The organism is Mesorhizobium sp. M0778, assembly GCF_040320105.1.
Classification (GTDB): domain Bacteria; phylum Pseudomonadota; class Alphaproteobacteria; order Rhizobiales; family Rhizobiaceae; genus Mesorhizobium.
The window spans coordinates 1-19,956 of sequence record NZ_JAMYPA010000014.1 but is presented as its reverse complement, the minus strand read 5'-3'; the positions used below and the strand labels follow the sequence as shown (position 1 = coordinate 19,956).

Below are 19,956 nucleotides of genomic sequence, written 5' to 3'. Positions count from 1 at the left end.
AGTCGCGTTGCCGTGAGCGCATCTCAGCGAGCAAGGCCGCTTCGTCAGTCATTCCGTCTTGGAACAATTGCAATAGCGTAGACGCGATTATCTCAGCGTCGCCCGAGCTTGCATCGTGGTTGCCGTCTGCGCATATCTCGTCGAACACTCGTTGGAGTAGCGCAAGATCATTCGGATAAAATGCGCTTGTGCCGACGTAGCGCTTAAACATCTCACCTCACGAGGCGAGAGTACGACACCCTCTCAATCGCCGGCTGCCTAACAGTTGGCTGGCGACTTCATGACTGTAGGCTAACGCACCGAAATAGCGAATCTATTCGCCAACGTTTCGCACGAACATCCCCTCCTCCTTAGCAGCAGCCCCGAAGGCCTTACGGGCCTCCTCCGGGGTCGCCCGATCCTCGACGGCGCGTCGATGTATAGTTGTCCAGCCTTCCGCCACTTAGGTCCCATCTTGGTCCACTTCAGGAGTTCCTCGGCGGCACCCTCGACATTGTTAGACCCGTAAGTCGGTCGGTCTTGACGTACACTGGAGGGGAGAACCAATGGGTTGCCACGACACCTCCTACTCAGGGGAGAGATACATCTTGGCCTCCTTTGCGGCAGCCTCAAAGGCCTTTCGCACCACCTGAGGGTCAATCGAATCGCCCTCCAGATCTGACAGGCACAGCGTCACCGCCTTATGCCAGCAGGGTCCTCTCCGGGTCCACGTTTTGAGCTGCTCAAGGGCTGCCCTCGCATTGTTGCAGCCATGCCTGACACCGGTTTCAGTCTTCACGAACACCGGAGGGACGAACCAATGGGTTGCCATGATACCTCCTACTCAGGGGAGAGATACACGTTGGCCTCCTTGGCAGCCGCCTCGAAGGCTTCACGGACCTCTTGGGGGAGGATTTGCCCTCGAGTGCATCGACGCAGGATTGGACAGCCTTGGTCCACCTCGGGCCCTTTGTGTCCCACGCCATGAGTTCCTCGGCGGCTCCCTCGACGTGGCTGACCCCATGGCGAATGCCTGGACGTTTCGTCTTCACGTAGATCGGTGGAGAGAACCAGAAGGGACCCATGAGGATGAACTTAGAGCGGCAAGAGCCCGCTGACCAACCCAGTTGCAGCCTCCGCTGATAAGGGAACAACGCAGGTCTTCGCGGGTTTAGAACTCGCAGCGGTCGATTCTTCGTGGATGCACCCGCTGTCGGGTCCGTCGCTTTTCTCACGGGCGGCGGGCCCTCGTGGCTAGAGACTGACTTTGCAATCGAATTTAGCTATTTGCCGTTGGGGGGAAGTAACGTCCCCTCCTCCTTAGCGGCAGCCAGGAATGCCTTACGGGCCTCCTCAGCTCCCATCTCGTCGAATATCACGGCCATGCAAACGCGCACCGCGAGGTCCCAGCAAGGCCCACGCTTGGTCCACTTCATCAGCTCCTCGCCGGCTTTCTCGGCGTTGTTGACGTTGCGGATGATCCCGGGACGCTCGGTCCTGACAGGGACCGGAGGGTTGAACCAGTGGAGAGCCATACGTCACTCTTTGTCGGCCCTATCAAGTTCCTCCAGCAAATACCTTTGCTCAGCCGGCAGCTCCCGTTCTACAGGCAGATTTAGCATGTTGCGAAGGTAATTGCGGATTACCTCTGAGGTGATCCACCGCCGCACAACTTCGGCAATAACCTTCTGTTTGGCTTTATCGATTTCAACCAGATTCGGGCCTACATCTTAAAAGGACCGAACTGCACCTCGAGCGGATTTGTTCCTTAAGGGGGCCAGAATGTTTGATACAAAAATCTGGGCGGGTGATCGGATAACTGGCTCGCGCGAGGCCCCCCGCGCGCGCCCTGCGTTTCCCACTGGCGAGGCCCTAACAATCCCCGTCAGAGAAGTTGGAACCGCCAAGCTGCTGCCGTTTCGTCCGCGACGCCATCCACCATTACATGACCGATGCCCCGCGAGCAGCGCTCGATCCGCGCCTCGACGCGGTACACATCACGCAAGAGCGCCGGCGTGACGACATCTTCCGGCGTGCCGCAGGCGAACATCCGGCCCTCGGCGATAACGATGCATTTGTCGGCGAACCGGAGGTGTAATCAAGAATTATCTTTTAGAGCAATTCCAATGTACCGCTTTGGGGGAGAGCATTTCGGGTGATGACGGCTCACGCAAACTATTCGCTGCGCGACGAAATTCGGGACTATTGGTCCGATCGCGCCGAGACCTTCGACCTGCAGGTCGGTCACGAGATTTTTTCCGAGCAGGAGCGCGCCGCATCGGATGCGCTCATAAGCAAACACCTCGGACCCGGCGCCGGACGGGTGGCGTTGGATCTCGCCTGTGGGACGGGCGTGATTTCGCATTAGATTCACGATCTGGGGTTTGTGCTGACGGGCCTCGACCTGCTCAGAAGCCATGCTCGCCAAGGCACGCGCCAAGGCACAAAACCGCGGCGCCGGTATACGCTTCATCATAGGGGACGCCGAGCGGACGCTCGAGGACAAGGCGAGCTACGATGTCATCGCCACTCGTCACCTGGTCTGGACGCTGGTGGAGCCGAAGGCCGCGTTTGCCGAATGGTTCGCTGCTGAAGCCCGGCGGCAAGCTGCTGGTCATCGACGGCGATTTTGTCAGCCGCAACTGGGCGACGAGTTTGCGGGAACTTTGGGAGAAGCTCACAACCGGCAAGTCGGGGGTCGTGGACAATGACCTCGCCTCCATGGCCAGACGCCACCAGAGCATTCTTGCCCGTGTCTGTTTCTCGGGCGGCGCACGGGCGGAAGAGATAGGGCGCCTGCTGGCCGAAGCCGGGCTCGATCAGCCCGTCGTCGTCTGGAAACTGGTTGCGATCCATCGCGCCCAAGCTCAACAGATGAGTTGGCCCAAGGCGCTCGAACGCGCCACCCAGCACCGCTTCGCGATCTGCGCGACAAAGCCAAAGTAAACTCCTCGGCGCGCCGGCGTCGGTCGCTCTAGTCAGGGTGGAACTTTAGGGATTTCTAATAATTGCCTGTGACCATTAGGCACGCTCCCTCCACTGCCCGCTGCAGATCGGGCCGCAACCCGATCGGGCCCGCGCTCCCCGCCAGAGGCGCGGGCTTCTTGGTTGCCTCGCGCTTTGCTAGCGTGTGGTGAAAGCAGGCTTCGCTACTGAAGCGTGAACTGCGGGACGCGCAGTTGGCATCCTTCGGTCCGAGCGTGAACAGCCAGACCTTGCCTGCGACCTCCGCCGCAAGCGAGGTCGGGCTTGCAGCGCCCTGGGCCTGCGCAAGCGTCGGGAAACTCTCCAGCCGCCAGTCATTGGCCGTGTGAAGCATCTGCGCGGCGAGGACGACTTGCGGCACGCGTCGTTGCAGGATTTCAGGGACGAAGGAACTACGGAATGAGCACCCGCGGTACGAACTTCTTGCACAAAAGGCTGAGCACGGCCTGCCTGAGAGCCATCTGCCTGCACAAAAGGTAGCATTGTCTTAGCTCCAGATGAACGTGAGGAAGAAACCGGCAATAGCAATTGCCGAGATGACATTGGGCCACCATACGGCATCGTGGGCCGGTTTGGCTGGCTTGTACCTGTGCCCCGTGCGGGGCAGCAGGTCCGGATCGTAGCGCACGTGGCGCTTGGGGTCGTATTTGATTGGCCGTTTCATCGCGGGCCTTGACCACCAGCAAGCTTAAGAGGAGGCGCTGTGCTGGCTGATCAAAAACTTGCGCTCAAGGCAACGGAATAGCATCATTCGAACGAACACTGTTCGTCATGACGAGGAGGGAAGTGAATGCGGTCGGCGGCGCTTTCAAAGCTCTTCCGCAACAGATAGGCGGGTCATTCAGAGGGCCGCATAGTCAGTGGCAGTGGTAGTCGCCTGTCTTGTGGTTCTTGTGACAACCATTGCTGTCGGTGCCGCCGCTGTGTGCATAGGCGCTGGTCGCAAAAGCCAAGGTCAAAGCCGCCAATACGGCCAGAATTGCACATTTCATTTTAGCCCTCCCTCAATTAATCTGCACCAAAGTATCTTTGCAGGAGAGGTCCAAGCAACTTGCCGGAGGCGCGCTAGATCGGGGGCCGGCGCCAAGATCGAAGAGATCACGCCGAAGGTGAAGAGCTAGCCGGTCAGCTTAGTGAAGTCGTGGCGGCGCGCGCGAACATGTGCCAGCAAATTCGTTTCATTGACGACCCCGGATTGAAAGAGAGTCAGCGTCGTCGAGGCCAGAATCTGACCGTCTATCGAGGTGCTGTACCATTTAGCGTCGGCGGTTATTTGGTCGACCACCCGCTGGCAGATCGCCCGATCTTCAGGTCTCAGGAACTGGCTTTGCGGTGCTCGTAGCATCTCGACGCCTTTAAAAGGGGAGTTACTGTGCCTCCCACGCGACACCCATGCTGGTCGCAGACAATGGACCGTAAACGCATTCAGACGGAAAATTGCCATTCATTTGAGCGGTGCAAGCAAGGTCTTAGCGCTTCGCCCTAACGGGGACGGCCCAGCGGCTTGGTTGCGGGGGGACTGGCAGCTGGAGGCCGCTGGGCCTGACCAGCGAGCCTTCGGGGGTGCTCGCCTGGCTGGCGAATACATGCGCTCAAGCTAATAGAATCGAAACATGCGAACGACGTACGTGGTGGAAATTCCGCTGTGTAGAAGCCATAAGGTGCCCCGGAATGGGTCAATGCGTCTGGCACCGCACTTGCAAGGTCAGGTATGGGGGAATGGGGCGGAGGCCCGTCGCTTCGCAAATGTAGCGGCGGGTCTTCTGCATAGAGGTCCCGTACCAGCCTGCGCGCTGCCGTCCGTCTCGCTTTCCTCATCGATCGCCCGGACCGGCAGATAGGCGTTGGTTTCCAGCACGATCTGAATGCGGTCGGATCTACTGATTTTCATTTCAGCCGCGATGGAGTTGAGAGCGTCCTCCGTTGCGGGCGCCGGAGACGTTTCTAAGCATTAATGCGGCGCGGCGCAGGATGACCTGCAGATCCGCGCGTGAGATGTCCGCGATGCGGTCGGCGGCGCTTTCAAGCTCTTCAGCGATAGATTGGCGGGGCATTCGACTAGCGCTGTTCAAGTTCGCTGACTCTAATCTCCAACGCTGCAATCTGCTGCGCCAACTCGCGGAGCAATTCCTGCTGACTATTATGGTTCTCGACCTCTCTGTCGTTAATGTAGTTGACACAGGCGGCCAAGCGCTCGCTGACGCCATTGAAATGGTCAGCTAAATCGCGCGCGATTCTGCTCGCACCTTGCATGCATGTGCTCTTGTCAAAGAGGCTGCTTCCTGCCGGAACTGCGGACAGAACCAGAATTGCCAAAGAGAATATCACCCGACTGCGCATCCCAAATCTCCCGCCTTCATTTCGCGCGAGACTTTCCCTTCCGAAAGAAAAACGCAAGCTCCGCCCGCCGGTGACCTAAGGGTTTAGTCCCGGCATTTGATGGAGAGGATCGAGCCTGAATCGTTTTGGCTCTTTTGTCCAGATTTTGCAGATGAATTCGTATGGTGTGAGTCCCTTCAGGGTCTTTAGCCTGCGTCCGAAGTTGTAGGCGCTGACGAAGTCTGCGAGATGGGCTTCGAGCTGCTGGTGACTGTCCTAGTGGAAGCGTCTGACGGTGGCTTCCTTGATGGTTCGGTTCATCCTTTCGACCTGTCCGTTGGTCCAGGGATGCTTCACCTTGGTCGTGCGATGCTCGATGCCGCTGTCCCGGCAGGTGCGCCCGAAGATGTGCTCCATGGCGGTGCGGTCCTGCTCGCGGTTTTTGAACTGGATACCGTTGTCGGTGAGGATCGTGTGGATTTTGTAGGGAACCGCCGGGGTGAGATGGCGCAGGAACTCGGCCGCGATCATTTTTGTGGCCCGCTTGTGCAGCTCGACATAGGCGAACTTGCTGGTCCGATCGATGGCCACGAAGAGGTACAGCTTGCCTTCGGCCGTCTGCACCTCGGCGATGTCGACGTGGAAATAGCCGATCGGATAGGTCTTGAACTTGATCTTGGCCGGCTTGTCGCCTTCGACTTCCGGCAGGCGACTGATCCCATGTCGCTGCAGGCAGCGATGCAGGGATGAACGCGTCAGGGTCGGAATCGTTGGCTGCAGTGCGTAGAGGCAATCATCGAGCGGCAGCAAGGTGTGCCGCCGGAAGGCGACGATCATTGCCTCTTCCTCGATCGTAAGCACCGTCGAGGAGGGGTTCCTCGGCCCCGTCGGCACATCGGCGACCGACGTCCGCCCCTTCCACTTGATGACCGTCTTCTGGTTGATCCCGTAGCGCTTCGCCAGCGCTCTCAGGCTCTCTTGACTATTTTGATTGCTCGACGGACTGCCTCTGTCGTCGTGGCGCTGCCGTGAAGAACCTGGCCCATAGTGCCTCCTTCGATTCGGAAGAAAAGAATGCACCATCAAAGCTCGGGATCAAACACTTAGGCCACCTTAAAGGCGACCACCCGCTGCCGGCCCTCTCCCGGGCTTTCAAGGGGGTGAGGCATGGTCAGCATCGTAGCTATACGCCCACTCGCATTTCCGGCAATTCCCGCTTCTTGAAATGGCAAAAGGACTTCGCTCCTTTCGACAAACCTGTGCTTCGCTACAAAGTATCGCGCATAGGCGAAGCGCGTCATGGATCGCGGTGTGCACGTTGCGGCTAGCAGCAGCGTCGCCGACCCCATCAGGGCCAGCAGCTTCAAATGGCTGCATGAACAGGCACCCAACCAATGCGCCAGAACAACGAATTGCCTCTTTCAACGGGAGCCATCCACAGAACACATCGCCAGTGAGCACGCTATAGGTCGCGGTTGCCAACGGCCTTATGGCTCGCATTGGTTGATTGGACCAGACGCCAACAGGTTGCCGGACCCTTCAAGCGCCATGCCTGATCTGACCGAACCCGCAAGTGTCAGGATGCTGTGAGCCAATCGCGGAGAGTGGTGGCACTTGCCGTAAGCTTCCTCTTCTGAATGAGAGTACACGCTGCTGACATGACCGGCGATGCAGTGTCAGAAACCCGCAAACTCGGCTGCCTTCCTTCTGAAGGCGGCCGGCGCCTCTGGGGGCGTGGGGTAAGAACGCTTGGCGGCGCCGGCCTGGCGGGTTGGGGTCCGCCACGTGAATAGTAGCGAGCTTGGCGTTTCAGGTAATTCCGCGATCGCGGAAGACGCGTCTACGCGTCCCCATCCGTTTTCGTCGATCTCCCGCCTTGGCAGCTAGGCGTTAGTTTCCAGCCACTCGCGCAGCACGATCGTAATGAGACCCGATCCGCCGATTTCCATTTCGGCCGCTATGCACTGCAAAGCGCCGCCCCCCGCAGGGGCGCGCTTGACGATAGCAGGACGAAGTGACTGGCGTTGATTCAATAACCGCGCGGTTTGGCCTTCGGCTCTGGCGAGCTTTCCGACGGGTTTGCAGCCAATTTTGCAGATCGCCGATCTTTTACCCACAGCGACTTTCTTCTTGCCAGTAAATCGTGGCGATCGCCTTCAGCGGTCGCTCGGCTATGCGTCGCAGCAATGGCATAGTCGGCTCTGTTGGTTCGATAGTCCTCTTCTTTTTGCACAGTCATCGTTTGCTCCCAGTTCGTGGCCCCTCTTTTGCCCTACCGGGAAATTAACTGCCGGTGCATTCCGCGAGTCAATCGATTAAATAATGCACTCTGCAGTCGCGCCTACATCTCATTGTTTTCGATGATGCCGGCTAGCCGTCGGGCAGTTTGGGCGCGGGCGAAGGGGACGTCTTGAGCCTCGCGCAGGCCCTACCATTCTCGCGTGGAATGGCTCTGGCTCGGCTTCGCGGTGGCTGCGGCGAGCACGTCGGCCGTGTATCGTGAGGCAGTTATTGGCGATGCGGCAATGGCGAATTAGTCATGGCAATGGCTGTGACCGGAAGCGCTCGCTTATGCGCTGTGCTGGAATGCACATGAAGTATGCGCGTGCGCGCCGCTTCGTCGATCTCTCGGCCTTCGAGGAAGTCGTCGATCTGATCGTACGAGAGACCATATGCATCTTCGTCCGGCCGAAGCGGAACGAGGTTCTCCAGATCGGCGGTCGGGATCTTGTCAACAAGTTCACACGGAGCGCCCAGATGCGCTGCCAAGGCGCGAACCCTGCGCTTGTTCAACCCGGAAAGCGGAAGAATGTCGGCGGCACCATCGCCGAACTTGGTGAAGAAGCCCATCAATGCCTCAGCCGCATGGTCGGTGCCGATGACCAGCCCTCGGGTGGCGCCGGCGAGCGCGAACTGGGCGATCATGCGCTGACGCGCCTTAATGTTGCCAAGCAAGAAATCCTCGCGGCCGGCATCGCCGAGCTCGACACTGGCCAGCTTGATCGAATCCAGCATCGCGTCGGCAGCCGGCTTGATGTCGACCCGGTGCACTTCATCCGCTCCTATGGTGTCCAAAGCTCGCTGGGCGTCCTTCTCGTCCGCCTGAGTGCCGTACGGGAGACGAACCGCCACGAATCTTGCCTCGTATCCCGCCTTTCGCAGTTCCTCGACGGCCCGTTGAGCCAGAAGGGCCGCGGCGAGTGAATCCACTCCGCCGCTGATCCCCAGCACATACGCACTGAGGCCCGATGCACGAAGATAGGTGACGAGAAAGTCCACGCGCCGGCGCGCTTCCAGCGCGACATCGAAACTCGGAGTGACGCCCAACCCGTCGATGATCATTTCCTGTTCCGTCATGCGCAGTGGTGCTCCTGATGTCACAACATTCCGTCCAGCCGCGCGGCCAGGAGGTCGGCGGTGGTCACCGTCTCGACCTGCATGCCGTAGCGGCTCTCATAGATCGCGAGCATGGCATCGTGGGTCGAGTCAGCTCCGGAACATACCGCATCAGCCACGATGACCACCCGGTAGCCGAGATCGATCGCCCCCATCACAGTGGCGAGCACGCAAACCTCCGTCTCCGCGCCTGACACGATGAGTGAATCAATGCCCGCAGACCGCAGGCGAGCATGCAGTGACCCGTGCCAAGCGGACATGACGGGTTTGTCCTCCAGCAAAGCGGGCGGCACGAACCGCGCCAGTTCCGGAACAAGATCAATCAGCTGAGGATCGAGCCGATCGCGGGTCATCGTCCCCCACTTGTGATAGTACCGCCGCCAGGCGCCGACTGCGTCGTCGGGAGATTGAGGGGGAATAAACCGGGTGAAGATCGTCCGCGCCGGATCAAGTTCGACGAGGGCGACGACATTGGGCAATACACGCTCCATCCACGGCGTGTGCCATTCAGTCGCCTCGGCAAACATCCGTTGCATGTCGACGCAGAGGTGAACCCAGCGCTCACGAAGCGGTCCAAACCGCAGGGCTTGGTCCAATTTCGTCAAGGCCCGACCGCCTCCCTGACAATGCTCTGCGCCTCGGACTTGTCCTGATGACCCACGATCTTCGCTTCCTTGCCTTCGGCGACTTGGCAGCCGACGAAGTAGTCCTCGATATTCTTGAGCTTGTTCAGTGGCATGTAGGCGAACTCATATGGTGGATGATCCTGGTGCAGCAGGAGCGGTGCCGCCAGTAGGCGGTTGTTGCGTTTGGCGGTTCCCCGCTCGACACATCCGCCGCGATTCCTCCGAGGACGCGGCACCGCAGCAGTGAGCCCATCGGAAGATTGGGATCCGTAAGCAGCGACATTTTTCACTGGATCACCTTCGTCAGCTTGCGTCGAACCGAGAAGCCGAACGAAAAAGGCAACGCGAAACCCAAAGTGAGCAGTTTCTTGGCTCGCAACATCCTGGTCTCAGCATCGTGGGCGTTCTGCGTCCGGCCTTCTTGGGGCGTCTCAACCGCAAAGCTGTAGCCGCCGGCCGCGTAGAGAGAGATATTGTCGATTGACTCGTTCATTTCGGAACAATCGGGTTCGACCATCCGTGTTCCTCGTGGTTCAATTGAGCTCGATCCAGGCCGGCGCATGGTCGCTTGGCTTCTCCCACCCGCGAAGCTCGACATCCACGCCGGCATTACGCAGCCGGTCGGAAAGAGAGGGGCTCACCAGGAGATGGTCCATGCGCAGGCCGGAACTCCGATCGAAGCCGCCCCGGTAGGAGAAATTCCAATAGGTGTAGATGCCCTTCTCCGGATGGATGCGCCGGACGGCATCGATCCAGCCACCTTTGAGCATTTTGGCATAGGCCTGCCGGCTCTCCGGGAAATAGACCGCATCGCCCAGCCATCGCCTCGGCACCACGGCGTCGATTGGGGTTGGAACGACATTGTAGTCGCCGCAGAGAACGCTTGGTGCCCCGTCGTCGAGCAAATGCTGGCCGTAGCTGATGAGACGATCGAACCAGCGCAGCTTGTAGTCGAACTTTGGGCCAGGCGCTGGATTGCCATTGGGCAGGTAGAGGCAGCCTACGACTATCCCATCTACCTCGGCCTCGATATAGCGGCTGTGGGTATCGTCTGGATCGCCCGCTAGGCCGCGTCGACGTTCCACCGGCTCGATTCGGCGAGCGAGGATTGCCACACCGTTATAGGATTTCTGGCCGTGCCAGATGGCGCCGTAACCCGCCTCTCTGATCGCATCGACAGGGAACTTGTCGTCCGACGTCTTCAATTCCTGCAGGCAAATGATATCGTAGTCGGTTTCGCCCAACCACTTCAGGAGCACAGGCAGCCGGCCGTTGACGCCGTTCACATTGAAGGTGGCGATGCGGGTCATGTGCATGCCCCCTCATGAGATACTGGCGGCAACCGGCGCGCAGGGGGGCGTGGCCTATCCCGTTGCGCTGAACCCCCAGCTCTTGGTATCGCCAACTTCGCCGGCATCCTGTGCGGCCGAGGTTCACTTCTTGCCCAGCTCGTCTTCGACCTTCTTGCGACTGTTGCCGAGCGACTTCACTGCCGATTTGACGTCAGCTTTGCTGGCGCCGGTTTTGCCCGCCTCGTACTTCATTTCATGATCCTGCCCACCAGCGACCCTGGCACGGTCCTGATTGCGTCCACGTGTTGTTCCAGTGCTTGCCATTTCTTCCTCCGAGGATTGCCGTTCCAGTCCCAACAACGCAGCCGGACTCTTCCGGTTCAATCCTTCGACGCGCGGGCCATGGAACCGAATCCAGGCCGGGTTTGTTGAATCAGCCCATGTATTCGAGGCCCTCAGTCGACCAGGCGCTCACCGACGACGCCCCCGAGCTCGCCGCCAGCCTGCACGACTTGGCCGACCAGCTGCACCCCCCCTGCCCGCCAGCCTGAGCGACCGCGTCGCGCGGCGCAGGCCACCGACCTCGGCCGGGTCGCCAGGGATACCTGCGCGGCGCCGCCCCCGGCGACGCGACAATCCCCGCTGCCTGGCTGGCGCCCTGGTCACCGATGCATCCGGCATCGGCGACGTGCGCGACCTGATCCACGAAGGCTGCGCCTATCTCGACGGCGCCGCCTATGACCCGGTCATCCTCGGCCTCGCCGCCGTCGGGCTCACCATCGCGGTCGTCACGGTGACCATCCTCGGCGCCACCACGCCGGCACGCGTCGGGGCCACGGTTCTCAAGGCCGCCAGCAAGGGCGGCCGGCTGTCGAAGCCGCTGCGTGGCGAATTGGTGCGGCTCGCCGGCGACGCCGTCGATGGCGAGGCGCTGCGCGCCACGGTGACTCTCGCCAGGGCCGGCGATCTCGCCGCCGCCTGCGCCACGCTTAGGGGCGTGCTGCGCCTGCCCCGTTGGCCAGCCTGCGCACAGCCGCCGCCGACCTCCTCGGCATCGTCGCCACGGCGCAAGGCTATCGCGCCACGGCGGATGTTCTGAAGCTCTGGACATCCGCGGCGGACATGGGCCGGTTCACGCGCCTGTCGGCGCGGTTCGGCAGGGGTTCCGGGGCCTCCTCGCCGTGCTCGGCGCCTCGGCGCTGACGCTCGCCGGCCTGACCGTCACGCTCACCAGTTAGCTGGCTGGCCTCGGCCGTGCTGTGGGCCCTGCTCTACTTCAGCTGGCGGCTCCTGCGCCGGCTGGGGCGGTGAGCTACCCCGTGGGGGCTGTCTGCCTGGCTGTCTGCCACCACACCCCCGAGGATATTGTAGGACGGTTAGGATCCTGTTTTCGGAGGTGTCATGGCGCGGAGACGGGCTGGCAGGCGGGCGATCAGTTCGCCGATCGGCACGCCCGGCCGGGGGTCGCTAAGACTGGCACGCTGCATGGCCTCAAGGACGGGTGTGGGTCTCCGCATCGTCGACGCTCGAGCCGCCTTCAGCGGCCGGCACCTGACCAGGCGCGCTGTCAGTCGGCTTCGCCGGCATGGAACAGGGCTGCACCAGGCGTACCCCAAGCCCCCGCCCAGCCTGGCGCGACGCGTGACCGCCCGCCGCGCCTCGCGCTCGGCGGGTTTGTCATTTCCGCCGCGGTGCCCTTTTCCGCCTTGTAAGGGCGGTATCCAGCGACGAACATTTTCTCCACGCTGCTAAGGAGCGATATGACAATTCTTGCGGTTAACTTCCAAGCGATACCCGCCCCCCCTCTCTGATCTGGGAATCACTTTACCAAATCAATGCGCGCTCACATCCGGCGTTAAGGCGGCCGCAACACACGGATTCTTCGGTCGGGCGGAGCTTGGGCAGGTCTACTGCTGACTGATGGCGACCGCCTGGGGTCCAGCCTGTGTGGAACCGCTCGATCGCCATTCGATCGAACGAAAAGCGGGCTTCGGCACCACGTGCATCCTTTTTCTGCGGCGCGGGACGAGCGTTGGATTCCGTCATTGTGCATCAACCGAGTTCGCTGCACGGAACGCAGCGCCGGCCCTAAAAGTTCACCAGCCTGACGGACTCCGCGGAATATGGCGCCTGAAGTGATCCCCGATGCTCGAGACCGGCGAAGTGAATCTTTTCCCACGCTCGGCGGTTAGGGAGAGCCGAGAGGATGACCAATGTCTAAACCAGATGGGAGAGCGGCTTGCGGCCGTGCGGCCGATAAAAGCTCGTTCGTGGCAACCGTGGTGCCGAGACGTTGGCTAGGCGGACGCAGTCACCTTTCCGGAGAGCCGGCAAGCCTACGCCGAAATGCTGGGTAACGGCTGGATTGATGCCGTCCGCCGCATCCATCCACAGAAAGGCATCTACACGTATTGGAACTTCTCCTACCGGGGCGGTTATGAACGGAGTTCCGGCCTCCGAATGGATCATCTCCTCGTGAGCCCATCACTTTCGAACAGGTTACGTGATGCCGGCGTGGACGCTGATTTGCGAGGTTGGGAAAAGCCGAGTGATCATGCGCTCGCCTGGATAGAGCTCGACCTCTGCGGCAAATAGTTGAGTGATCCATTGTTCGGCTAGGCGTCTTCGCCGACTGCTGACAAAAATCCCTGCCGGGAATTTCGTTTCCTGCCCTTGATCCTCACGCTGCCTTTCTGACGGCCGCCCTGAACGGACGGTCGATGGTGAAGGCATCTGGACGGATGGCTGCCTCAACCTGGCTCCAGGTCACGGGATGAGCGATTGGGAAGCCAGGTCGCGCTCGTGGGGAGAAGGCGCCGACCGCCGTGTTGCCGCGCCCATTGCGGAGGTAATCGATGAAGATGCGGCCCTTTCGGGCTGCCGGTGCGGCGGAGAGCAGATAGCGGTCAGGATGAGCTTCAGCGAGGCGCTTGGCGAACGACCGGGCAAGGAGCCGGGCATTGTCGTGCGTGATCTTCGTCGCAAGTGGGGCCATCAGGTGAATTCCCTTGCCGCCCGTCACCTTCGGCCAGCTCTCCAGACCTTCTGGTTCCATGATGTCGCGGAGCGCTAGCGCGGTCCGGATGACCTCATCCCACTCGACCCCCTCACCCGGGTCGAGGTCCAGAACGATGCGGTCGGCATGCTCGATGTTATCAACGGTGGCATTCCAAGGATGCAGCTCTACAGCATCCATCTCGACCAGCCCTAGCAGGCCGGCAAGGTCGTCCACCCACACGCGCACACCTTCGCCACCCTCGCGCTTCTGAACGCGCAACTGATGCACTGCTGGCGGGATCTTCGGCAGCGCGCCCTTGTGGTAAAAGGTTGCGCCGAGAGCATGGCGGACCAGCTTCAGCGGTCGGTGGCCGAGATGGACGAGTGCGTGATCGGCAACCCTCTGCCAATAGCGCGCAAGCTCTTCTTTGGACGGCGAGACCGCCTCGGGCAGCAGTTGCAGGATGTTCTCGCTGGGAACGCCATATTCCCGGGCTGGCCCACGTCGCTTTGATGGCGCAGGAGGCTTGGCCGGGATCGCCACGAGGTCTTCTCGCAGACCCTTGAACACGGCTTCACGCAGCACGCCGCGATCTGTTACGCCACTGAATTGCACCTCGGCCAGCACGTCCGGTCTGACCCATGTCGCCTTCGGTTTCACGATCGGCTCTGACAGAGGTGATTTGTTGATGATCAGCGGGTCAAGCCGCTCTCGAACCAGTCGCGCAGCGCTCAAGGTGTAGCCGCTGCGAGCCTTCCCGGCATAGAGCAGTCGGTCGCCCTCGCGGCGGCCCATGTAAAGCGATGCGATACGGCGCGGGTGAGCGCCGAGCTTTTCCACGAAAGCGACAATGGGGAAGGTGTCGCTCTTGATGCACTTCACCTTGAGCCAACTGGTCTGGATACCCGAGCGGTACGTGGCATCGGTGCGCTTGGAGACAATCCCCTCCAAGCCCATTCGGCAGGCATGTTCAAACACGTCCGTGCCGCTCACCTCCAGATGCTCGGCATAGGTCAGTGTCGGCGCTGAGTTCTTAAGCAGCTTCTCTAGGGCTGCCTTGCGCCTCACCAGCGGCTGCTGTCGTAGATCGCGCCCGTTGAGGTGCAGCAGGTCGAACGCGTAGAAGATGAGCCTCGCCGAGTCTGGATTGCCCAACTCCCGTTCCAAGGCTTGGTAATCCGGCAGGCCGCTGTCGCCGAGAACGACAGCCTCCCCGTCGATGATCGCCGCCTTCACCGGCAAGCCCGCCGCTGTTTGAACAATTCGTCGGTATCGATGCGACCAGTCGTAGCCACGACGCGTGAAGGCCCGCGCTTTACTGCCCTCAATGATCAGCTCGGTGCGGTAGCCGTCGTATTTGATCTCGTGAAGCCATTCGCCGCCCTCGGGCGCATTCTCGACCAGCGTGGGCGACTGGAACTCAATGAAAGAGAGCTGGCCATCCCCAGCTTTGGAACTCATGGCATACTCCTGACCTTCCACCCAAACCTTGCGGCCAGTGAATAGGTTCCGCAACAGGGCTGGCCGGAGGAGCAAGGCCCCGAGCCGGTTTACCCGATCCTTGCTCGAACCGGGCGTGGTTGAGGGAACTCTTAGTTAAGCCGTCGCTTATGTACGAATGTCGCTCCATTGGTTCTCTCCGCCGGTCTCCGTAAGGACCACCCGTCCTGGCATTGCTTATCAGTGCAACAACGTCGAGGGAGCCGCCGAGCAACTGTTGCGGTGGACCAAGCGTGGCCCCAAGTGGCACAGCGCAGTGCAGCTCTGCATGGATGCCATGATCGATCAGGTGAAACCCGAAGTGGTCCGCAGGGCGTTTCTCGAAGCGGCCAAGGAAGAGGGAAACCTAGTGCCTCCTTAGCATCTGCGACCGAAAGCCCTACTCTTGGTCGGGCACGAACCTAACAAAGAGCATCGTCGGCTCTGCAGCGAGGCGGCGGTCGTAGAACTGGCAAGCGAGGATCATTGACTTGCCGACTACCGCTGCGCCTTCAGCGATAGTCAAGCTATCCGGCATTTAAGCTGACTTGCAGGGGATTTTCTCTGGCCTTCTCACTATCGATAATTACCTCTTATCGATAGCGATCAGACCAAGGCTTGACCAATCTGCGGAATCGGCGCTATCGTGGTGCAGAACCGTGTTTGTCGTGCATGGCTGGGCTCAGCGCGACGCGAGTCGCATAGCGCGCTACAGCACAGCAAGCTCCTACGAGGACAAAACAATGACCATCACGGTGAAAATTGGCGAGGCCAAAACCCACCTTTCGGAACTGCTCGCTAAGGTCGAGGCCGGTGAGGAGGTGATCATTTCGCGCGGCAACGATCCCATTGCCAAGCTGTCCCGCCTTCCCCAAAACCAGGATCTGGGCGCCTTGATCGAAGAGGTCCGCGCCGCGCGGGCCCACGCAAAACCTGTCACCACCGAGGAAATTCTGGCCTGGAAGCATGAAGGCCACCGTTACTGATGCGTCTCGTCCTGGACGCGTCCATAGCCGCGGCCTGGCTGCTGCCGGAGGAGCACAGCGCGGTCGCCGAGACCCTGGTTGCCGGCCTGACGGAGCGATCGCCCGTGCCGTCGCTGTTCTGGCACGAGGCGCGCAGTGTCGTGCTGATGGCCGAGCGGCGTAGCCGCATCGCCGCAGGCGAAGCGGCCACCGCCATGGCACGGCTGCGCCGATTGCCGCTGGAGGACGCCGGCGGCGGGTCGGACGGCGCGGTGCTGGCGCTAGCGGCCGCGCACGGTCTCAGTGCCTATGACGCCGCCTACCTTGCGCTGGCCATCGAAACCGAGTTGCCGCTGGCGACCCTCGATCGCAAGCTCGCCGTTGCCGCGGGCGGCAAGGGAGTCCGCATTTTCGGACCGCTCGCCAATGGCAACTGACCTCGTCGCTCGGCCACCTGGCAATGGTGTTCGACGCGCCGAGGCGCTCGACGCATTGGATTCGGTGCTGCCCTTCGACCGGCGCGATCTTTTGGCCGAAATCCTGACCGACGACGATGTCGCAACGCTGCGCCACCTGGCCAAAGAAGGCATCGGCGCAAACTCTCTCCGCGCGCTGGCCTCCGACCTTGGCTATCTCGAGGCATGGTCTTTTGCCGCCACCGGTTCTCCGCTGCCCTGGCCGGCGCCGGAAACGCTTTTGATCAAATTCGTCGCCCACCACCTGTGGGATTCTTCCCGGCGCGAGAGTGATCCGACCCATGGCATGCCGGCTGACATAGCGGCGTCGCTGGTAGCCCAGGGCCTGTTACGGGTGACAAAAAGACCGCATGCGCCGTCCACCGTGCGCCGGCGCCTGTCGAGCTGGTCCACCTTGACCAGATGGCGCGGACTTGTCGGAAACTTCAACGCGCCGGGGCTGCAGAGCGCCATCAGACTGGCGGTGCGCGCCGGCGCCCGGCCGCGGAACCGCAAGAGCAAGAAAGCGGTGACTGCTGACATTTTGACCGCCCTCCTGAAGGCCTGCGCCGGCGACCGCCTCGTCGACATGCGCGATCGCGCGCTGCTCATCACCGCCTTCGCCTCGGGCGGTCGCCGCCGCAGCGAGGTTTCTGACCTCCGCGTCGAACAGCTCATCGAAGAAGAGCCGGTGCCCGCGGATCGCAAGGATTCAGAGGGGCAAAAAATTCCCTGCCTAAAAATCCGGCTCGGCCGGACCAAGACGACACAGGCCGATGGCGACGCTTTCGTGCTGCTCGTCGGCCGGCCGGTGACGGTGCTGCGAGCGTGGCTCGAGCGCGCCGGCGTCACTGAAGGCGCCGTGTTTCGCGGCATCGACCGCTGGGGCAATCTCGAAGCGCGCGCCCTGACGCCGCAGGCCGTCAATCTGATCCTGAAGCGCCGCATCGCCGAGGCCGGGTTCGATCCGCAAGCCTTCTCCGCCCACGGCCTGCGCTCCGGCTATCTCACCGAAACCGCACGCCGCGGCATTCCGTTGCCCGAAGCCATGCAGCAGTCGCAGCATCGCTCTGTGCAGCAGGCCTCGAACTACTACAATGACGCGGAACGCACGCTCGGGCGGGCGGCGCGGATAATCGTCTGAGTCGCAGATCGATCCGACCCTTGCGGCGCGCCCAGAATCTCAAGAGTCGCCGCCGGCGATAGCCTGCCAAGACTGTGACTGTCACCCACGCTTGCCCTGGGCACCCGTAATGGAAATGATCGCGGGCGCTACCGTGACGAACAGGATATAAGGCTCTCTGGCAGCAAGCTGGTTGAGGGAAGCCCCACCGTCATGAAGCCAATGAACGAAGAGCACCTCGCGGTCCTACGCAGGCACATGGTCGAGATGATTGCAATCCATACCGACCTTGCAAGCGAAGAACTCGGCAAGGCGGCGCTCGATGAGCAGGTGATGGCAGCGATGCGGCGAGTGCCGCGGCATCTCTTCGTGCCAGCCTCGGTTGCAACTTATGCCTACCAGGACATGCCGCTGCCGATCGGCTTCGATAAAACCGTCTCGCAGCCTTTCATCGTCGCTCTCATGACCGATCTCCTCGCGCTGCAGCCGCACGAGGCGGTGCTCGAGATCGGCACCGGCCTGGGCTATCAAACCGCAATTCTCGCGGAGCTCGCCGGGCAAGTTTGGAGCGTCGAAATCATCGAGGAATTCGCAAGCCATGCCGAGGCTCTGCTGCAGGGCCTCGGCTTATCCAATGTCGGCATTCGTGTCGGAGACGGGTCGCGCGGCTGGCCTGAGCACGCCCCATACGACAAGATCCTGGTCACCGTGGCGGCTGGGCGGGCGCCGCCGGCCTTGCTTGAGCAGCTCAAGCCGGGGGGACGCCTGGTTCTGCCTGTGGGACCTGAAGATGTGCAGTTGCTGACGGTCATCGACAAGGATTCGGCAGGGCAACTGAAGACTCGCAAACTCATCCCGGTTCGGTTCAGCCGGCTCGAAACGGTCTAATGAGGTGCGACAACTGGCGCGACCGCGCGTTTCCGACCGTCAATCAGATGCCAGCCTTCCGCGTTTCTTCGCCCTTGGTGAACGCGAAGAAACGGTAGAGTCGAGGTGTGGCGCAATGGCGGTAGGTTGAACATATCTGTTTGCCGCCCCTTCGTCTTGTCCTGCCTTATTGATCCAACCTTGGCTCCGTTTCCACACCCCGCTCATCGAACCGGACCTGCAGATCTCCCGCATCCGGCTCTCGGACAAGTACTCACGCCTTCAGCCACGACACGCCACGTCCAAGTCGGGTCAGACGTACGAGCCCGAAGTGCTCGTAAAGATGCGAGTCTGGATAGGCTCCGCCCTTGCTTCGTGCAGGCTAGCTGCTGCTGAGCAATGATCTCACCACACTTCTGCAGGGCTTGGCGTAGATCGTCTCGCCGAAGCCGGAAGACTTGACCGCCTGATGCTTGCAATCCCTTGATCTGAACGCAGTCTACCTCATTCGAACAGACGAGGACAGTAGGCCATGCTGCCTCTACCGTGGGTGGTCCTTCTGTCAAACTCGTGCGGGAGAAATTATTGTAGGTTGTGCGGAAATTGAAGCAACATGCAAACACTGTTGCAGTTCATACACTCGCATCCCGTAGGGGGGACATTCTCGAAGGACGATTGGGGTAACAACGATTTTCTCGGTGTGGCCGCAAGAATTTACAAACCCCATTCGGTGATATGCCGCCAGGATGACAACAACGATGGGATATTCATCGTAAAATCGGGTTGGGCCCTCCTTTACCGCGGACTACTGGACGGAGAACGGCAGATCATCGACACTCCTCTGCGGGGGGACATTGTCGGGTTCCGTTCCGTGGACGGACCCCGTTTAGCGTCCCTGGCGTCCATAACCGAACTAGCTGTATATGAAATTTCCAGCAAGAAACTGGTAGAGGCCATCTTGTCGGAAGGCCGCCTCGGCAAGACTATCGCCTGCTCCCTGGCCCGCCTGAACGCCATCCTTGCCGAACATCTCATGAATGCCGGGCGCCGGAACGCGATGAGTCGCACCGCCCATTTCCTGCTCGAGTTGGAGGAGAGGCTCTCGATCGTTGGCCTATCGGCCCATGGAAGATATGAGTGTCCCCTTACCCAGCACGAATTGGCCGACATCCTGGGAATGACCACCGTTCACCTCAATCGGACGTTGAGGGAACTCCGCAAGGCCGATCTCGTCGCTTTCAAGACAGGCCATGTAGAGGTGATCAACCGCAAGAAGCTGGTCAAAACAGCCGGATTCGACAGCGAGTACCTCAGGTAAAGGTTATTACCTCTAGCTCGGGTTCAACCGTCTTGTCTTATGATTTTCCGTCGTTTCGAGGCCAAAGTGGGTTGCCGCCTGCGGGCCTTTCCCACCCCCCCCGCGGCGGCGGGGGGGGGGGGGAGAAACCTCGGTCGGTAGGGGACCCCCCAAA

The 19,956-nt window shown here is 61.0% G+C and carries 23 protein-coding genes and 4 pseudogenes; 8 read left to right on the top strand and 19 right to left on the bottom strand.

The features are described 5' to 3' along the window. Nucleotides 1-565: 565 nt before the first annotated feature. The 3 genes and pseudogenes from NKI22_RS19725 to NKI22_RS19715 all read right to left on the bottom strand — a co-directional run. A complete protein-coding gene (locus NKI22_RS19725) occupies nucleotides 566-811 on the bottom strand; it encodes a DUF982 domain-containing protein (protein ID WP_352496211.1) in 246 nt (81 codons plus the stop codon). Between the two features lie 451 nt (nucleotides 812-1,262). Continuing rightward, complete coding sequence (locus tag NKI22_RS19720; protein ID WP_023722169.1) at nucleotides 1,263-1,514, bottom strand: DUF982 domain-containing protein; 252 nt, start codon at nucleotides 1,512-1,514, stop codon at nucleotides 1,263-1,265. A gap of 350 nt (nucleotides 1,515-1,864) precedes the next feature. Then, nucleotides 1,865-2,071, bottom strand: a pseudogene (locus tag NKI22_RS19715) (hypothetical protein); the annotation flags it as partial. A 66-nt stretch (nucleotides 2,072-2,137) separates the two neighbouring features. Between NKI22_RS19715 and NKI22_RS19710 the strand changes: the two are divergent. Continuing rightward, nucleotides 2,138-2,925: pseudogene (locus tag NKI22_RS19710) on the top strand (class I SAM-dependent methyltransferase). A gap of 55 nt (nucleotides 2,926-2,980) precedes the next feature. Here the strand turns inward: NKI22_RS19710 and NKI22_RS19705 are convergent. From NKI22_RS19705 to NKI22_RS19640, 14 genes and pseudogenes are all read right to left on the bottom strand, one after another. Then, nucleotides 2,981-3,325, bottom strand: a complete 345-nt coding sequence (locus tag NKI22_RS19705) for a hypothetical protein (RefSeq protein ID WP_023722173.1) — start codon at nucleotides 3,323-3,325, stop codon at nucleotides 2,981-2,983. A gap of 126 nt (nucleotides 3,326-3,451) precedes the next feature. Then, nucleotides 3,452-3,628: a hypothetical protein gene (locus NKI22_RS19700; protein ID WP_023722174.1), complete on the bottom strand. Its 177-nt coding sequence runs from the start codon at nucleotides 3,626-3,628 to the stop codon at nucleotides 3,452-3,454. A gap of 193 nt (nucleotides 3,629-3,821) precedes the next feature. Then, nucleotides 3,822-3,956 (bottom strand): YHYH domain-containing protein, encoded by a 135-nt coding sequence (locus NKI22_RS19695; RefSeq protein ID WP_156948257.1) that lies wholly within the window; start codon nucleotides 3,954-3,956, stop codon nucleotides 3,822-3,824. A 125-nt stretch (nucleotides 3,957-4,081) separates the two neighbouring features. Further along, nucleotides 4,082-4,309, bottom strand: a complete 228-nt coding sequence (locus NKI22_RS19690) for a hypothetical protein (protein ID WP_023722175.1) — start codon at nucleotides 4,307-4,309, stop codon at nucleotides 4,082-4,084. A 444-nt stretch (nucleotides 4,310-4,753) separates the two neighbouring features. Next, nucleotides 4,754-5,018, bottom strand: a pseudogene (locus tag NKI22_RS19685) (hypothetical protein); the annotation flags it as partial. A 4-nt stretch (nucleotides 5,019-5,022) separates the two neighbouring features. Continuing rightward, nucleotides 5,023-5,304, bottom strand: coding sequence for a divalent-cation tolerance protein CutA (cutA, locus tag NKI22_RS19680; protein ID WP_023722176.1), 282 nt, complete (start codon nucleotides 5,302-5,304; stop codon nucleotides 5,023-5,025). 75 nt (nucleotides 5,305-5,379) lie between these two features. Next, nucleotides 5,380-6,329: pseudogene (locus NKI22_RS19675) on the bottom strand (IS481 family transposase). 983 nt (nucleotides 6,330-7,312) lie between these two features. Continuing rightward, nucleotides 7,313-7,522: a hypothetical protein gene (locus NKI22_RS19670; RefSeq protein WP_084643038.1), complete on the bottom strand. Its 210-nt coding sequence runs from the start codon at nucleotides 7,520-7,522 to the stop codon at nucleotides 7,313-7,315. 269 nt (nucleotides 7,523-7,791) lie between these two features. Next, entirely contained in the window at nucleotides 7,792-8,640 is an 849-nt protein-coding gene (gene nadE, locus NKI22_RS19665; protein ID WP_352484276.1) for an NAD(+) synthase, read from the bottom strand. 20 nt (nucleotides 8,641-8,660) lie between these two features. After that, nucleotides 8,661-9,284 carry a cysteine hydrolase family protein gene (locus NKI22_RS19660; RefSeq protein ID WP_023722180.1) on the bottom strand — a complete coding sequence of 208 codons (624 nt, stop codon included), beginning with the start codon at nucleotides 9,282-9,284 and terminating at the stop codon, nucleotides 8,661-8,663. After that, a complete protein-coding gene (locus NKI22_RS19655) occupies nucleotides 9,281-9,595 on the bottom strand; it encodes a hypothetical protein (protein ID WP_352496216.1) in 315 nt (104 codons plus the stop codon). The genes NKI22_RS19660 and NKI22_RS19655 overlap by 4 nt, the downstream gene beginning before the upstream one ends. After that, nucleotides 9,592-9,822, bottom strand: a complete 231-nt coding sequence (locus tag NKI22_RS19650) for a hypothetical protein (protein ID WP_352958706.1) — start codon at nucleotides 9,820-9,822, stop codon at nucleotides 9,592-9,594. Before NKI22_RS19650 ends, NKI22_RS19655 begins: the two co-directional genes overlap by 4 nt. 16 nt (nucleotides 9,823-9,838) lie before the next feature. Continuing rightward, nucleotides 9,839-10,615, bottom strand: a complete 777-nt coding sequence (gene xth / locus NKI22_RS19645; protein WP_352484272.1) for an exodeoxyribonuclease III — start codon at nucleotides 10,613-10,615, stop codon at nucleotides 9,839-9,841. Nucleotides 10,616-10,738: 123 nt separating this feature from the next. Beyond that, nucleotides 10,739-10,921 (bottom strand): DUF3606 domain-containing protein, encoded by a 183-nt coding sequence (locus NKI22_RS19640; RefSeq protein WP_031195005.1) that lies wholly within the window; start codon nucleotides 10,919-10,921, stop codon nucleotides 10,739-10,741. A 364-nt stretch (nucleotides 10,922-11,285) separates the two neighbouring features. Between NKI22_RS19640 and NKI22_RS19635 the strand changes: the two genes are divergently transcribed. After that, nucleotides 11,286-11,696 carry a hypothetical protein gene (locus NKI22_RS19635; RefSeq protein WP_352484271.1) on the top strand — a complete coding sequence of 137 codons (411 nt, stop codon included), beginning with the start codon at nucleotides 11,286-11,288 and terminating at the stop codon, nucleotides 11,694-11,696. Nucleotides 11,697-12,164: 468 nt separating this feature from the next. Here NKI22_RS19635 and NKI22_RS19630 read toward each other — a convergent pair whose 3' ends face one another. Together NKI22_RS19630 and ligD are read right to left on the bottom strand one after the other, a co-directional pair. After that, on the bottom strand, nucleotides 12,165-12,332 hold the full coding sequence (locus NKI22_RS19630; RefSeq protein WP_352484270.1) for a hypothetical protein: 168 nt from the start codon (nucleotides 12,330-12,332) through the stop codon (nucleotides 12,165-12,167). Nucleotides 12,333-13,277: 945 nt separating this feature from the next. Then, nucleotides 13,278-15,056 carry a DNA ligase D gene (gene ligD, locus NKI22_RS19625; RefSeq protein ID WP_352484269.1) on the bottom strand — a complete coding sequence of 593 codons (1,779 nt, stop codon included), beginning with the start codon at nucleotides 15,054-15,056 and terminating at the stop codon, nucleotides 13,278-13,280. A 157-nt stretch (nucleotides 15,057-15,213) separates the two neighbouring features. On the opposite strand from ligD, the gene NKI22_RS19620 reads away from it, so the two are divergent. The 6 genes from NKI22_RS19620 (at nucleotide 15,214) to NKI22_RS19595 (ending at nucleotide 19,802) form a co-directional block, all read left to right on the top strand. Then, nucleotides 15,214-15,456: a DUF982 domain-containing protein gene (locus NKI22_RS19620; protein ID WP_352915355.1), complete on the top strand. Its 243-nt coding sequence runs from the start codon at nucleotides 15,214-15,216 to the stop codon at nucleotides 15,454-15,456. Between the two features lie 361 nt (nucleotides 15,457-15,817). Continuing rightward, nucleotides 15,818-16,060, top strand: a complete 243-nt coding sequence (locus NKI22_RS19615; protein ID WP_031195006.1) for a type II toxin-antitoxin system Phd/YefM family antitoxin — start codon at nucleotides 15,818-15,820, stop codon at nucleotides 16,058-16,060. After that, the gene (locus NKI22_RS19610; protein ID WP_352484267.1) at nucleotides 16,060-16,476 is read left to right on the top strand and encodes a type II toxin-antitoxin system VapC family toxin; all 417 of its coding nucleotides are present in this window, start codon (nucleotides 16,060-16,062) and stop codon (nucleotides 16,474-16,476) included. Before NKI22_RS19615 ends, NKI22_RS19610 begins: the two co-directional genes overlap by 1 nt. Then, entirely contained in the window at nucleotides 16,466-17,638 is a 1,173-nt protein-coding gene (locus NKI22_RS19605) for a tyrosine-type recombinase/integrase (protein ID WP_352484266.1), read from the top strand. Before NKI22_RS19610 ends, NKI22_RS19605 begins: the two co-directional genes overlap by 11 nt. A gap of 192 nt (nucleotides 17,639-17,830) precedes the next feature. After that, on the top strand, nucleotides 17,831-18,505 hold the full coding sequence (locus tag NKI22_RS19600) for a protein-L-isoaspartate(D-aspartate) O-methyltransferase (RefSeq protein WP_352484265.1): 675 nt from the start codon (nucleotides 17,831-17,833) through the stop codon (nucleotides 18,503-18,505). A 592-nt stretch (nucleotides 18,506-19,097) separates the two neighbouring features. Beyond that, nucleotides 19,098-19,802, top strand: a complete 705-nt coding sequence (locus NKI22_RS19595) for a Crp/Fnr family transcriptional regulator (protein WP_352484264.1) — start codon at nucleotides 19,098-19,100, stop codon at nucleotides 19,800-19,802. The last annotated feature ends 154 nt before the right edge of the window (nucleotides 19,803-19,956 follow it).

Bases quoted from the DNA above. Each gene is read 5' to 3' on its own strand.
- NKI22_RS19725 (WP_352496211.1), bottom strand. From the start codon at position 811: ATGGCAACCCATTGGTTCGTCCCTCCGGTGTTCGTGAAGACTGAAACC.
- NKI22_RS19720 (WP_023722169.1), bottom strand. From the start codon at position 1,514: ATGGCTCTCCACTGGTTCAACCCTCCGGTCCCTGTCAGGACCGAGCGT.
- NKI22_RS19700 (WP_023722174.1), bottom strand. From the start codon at position 3,628: ATGAAACGGCCAATCAAATACGACCCCAAGCGCCACGTGCGCTACGAT.
- NKI22_RS19695 (WP_156948257.1), bottom strand. From the start codon at position 3,956: ATGAAATGTGCAATTCTGGCCGTATTGGCGGCTTTGACCTTGGCTTTT.
- NKI22_RS19690 (WP_023722175.1), bottom strand. From the start codon at position 4,309: ATGCTACGAGCACCGCAAAGCCAGTTCCTGAGACCTGAAGATCGGGCG.
- cutA (WP_023722176.1), bottom strand. From the start codon at position 5,304: ATGCGCAGTCGGGTGATATTCTCTTTGGCAATTCTGGTTCTGTCCGCA.
- NKI22_RS19670 (WP_084643038.1), bottom strand. From the start codon at position 7,522: ATGACTGTGCAAAAAGAAGAGGACTATCGAACCAACAGAGCCGACTAT.
- nadE (WP_352484276.1), bottom strand. From the start codon at position 8,640: ATGACGGAACAGGAAATGATCATCGACGGGTTGGGCGTCACTCCGAGT.
- NKI22_RS19650 (WP_352958706.1), bottom strand. From the start codon at position 9,822: ATGGTCGAACCCGATTGTTCCGAAATGAACGAGTCAATCGACAATATC.
- xth (WP_352484272.1), bottom strand. From the start codon at position 10,615: ATGACCCGCATCGCCACCTTCAATGTGAACGGCGTCAACGGCCGGCTG.
- NKI22_RS19640 (WP_031195005.1), bottom strand. From the start codon at position 10,921: ATGGCAAGCACTGGAACAACACGTGGACGCAATCAGGACCGTGCCAGG.
- NKI22_RS19630 (WP_352484270.1), bottom strand. From the start codon at position 12,332: ATGTTCGTCGCTGGATACCGCCCTTACAAGGCGGAAAAGGGCACCGCG.
- ligD (WP_352484269.1), bottom strand. From the start codon at position 15,056: ATGAGTTCCAAAGCTGGGGATGGCCAGCTCTCTTTCATTGAGTTCCAG.
- NKI22_RS19620 (WP_352915355.1), top strand. From the start codon at position 15,214: ATGTCGCTCCATTGGTTCTCTCCGCCGGTCTCCGTAAGGACCACCCGT.
- NKI22_RS19615 (WP_031195006.1), top strand. From the start codon at position 15,818: ATGACCATCACGGTGAAAATTGGCGAGGCCAAAACCCACCTTTCGGAA.
- NKI22_RS19610 (WP_352484267.1), top strand. From the start codon at position 16,060: ATGCGTCTCGTCCTGGACGCGTCCATAGCCGCGGCCTGGCTGCTGCCG.
- NKI22_RS19605 (WP_352484266.1), top strand. From the start codon at position 16,466: ATGGCAACTGACCTCGTCGCTCGGCCACCTGGCAATGGTGTTCGACGC.
- NKI22_RS19600 (WP_352484265.1), top strand. From the start codon at position 17,831: ATGAAGCCAATGAACGAAGAGCACCTCGCGGTCCTACGCAGGCACATG.
- NKI22_RS19595 (WP_352484264.1), top strand. From the start codon at position 19,098: ATGCAAACACTGTTGCAGTTCATACACTCGCATCCCGTAGGGGGGACA.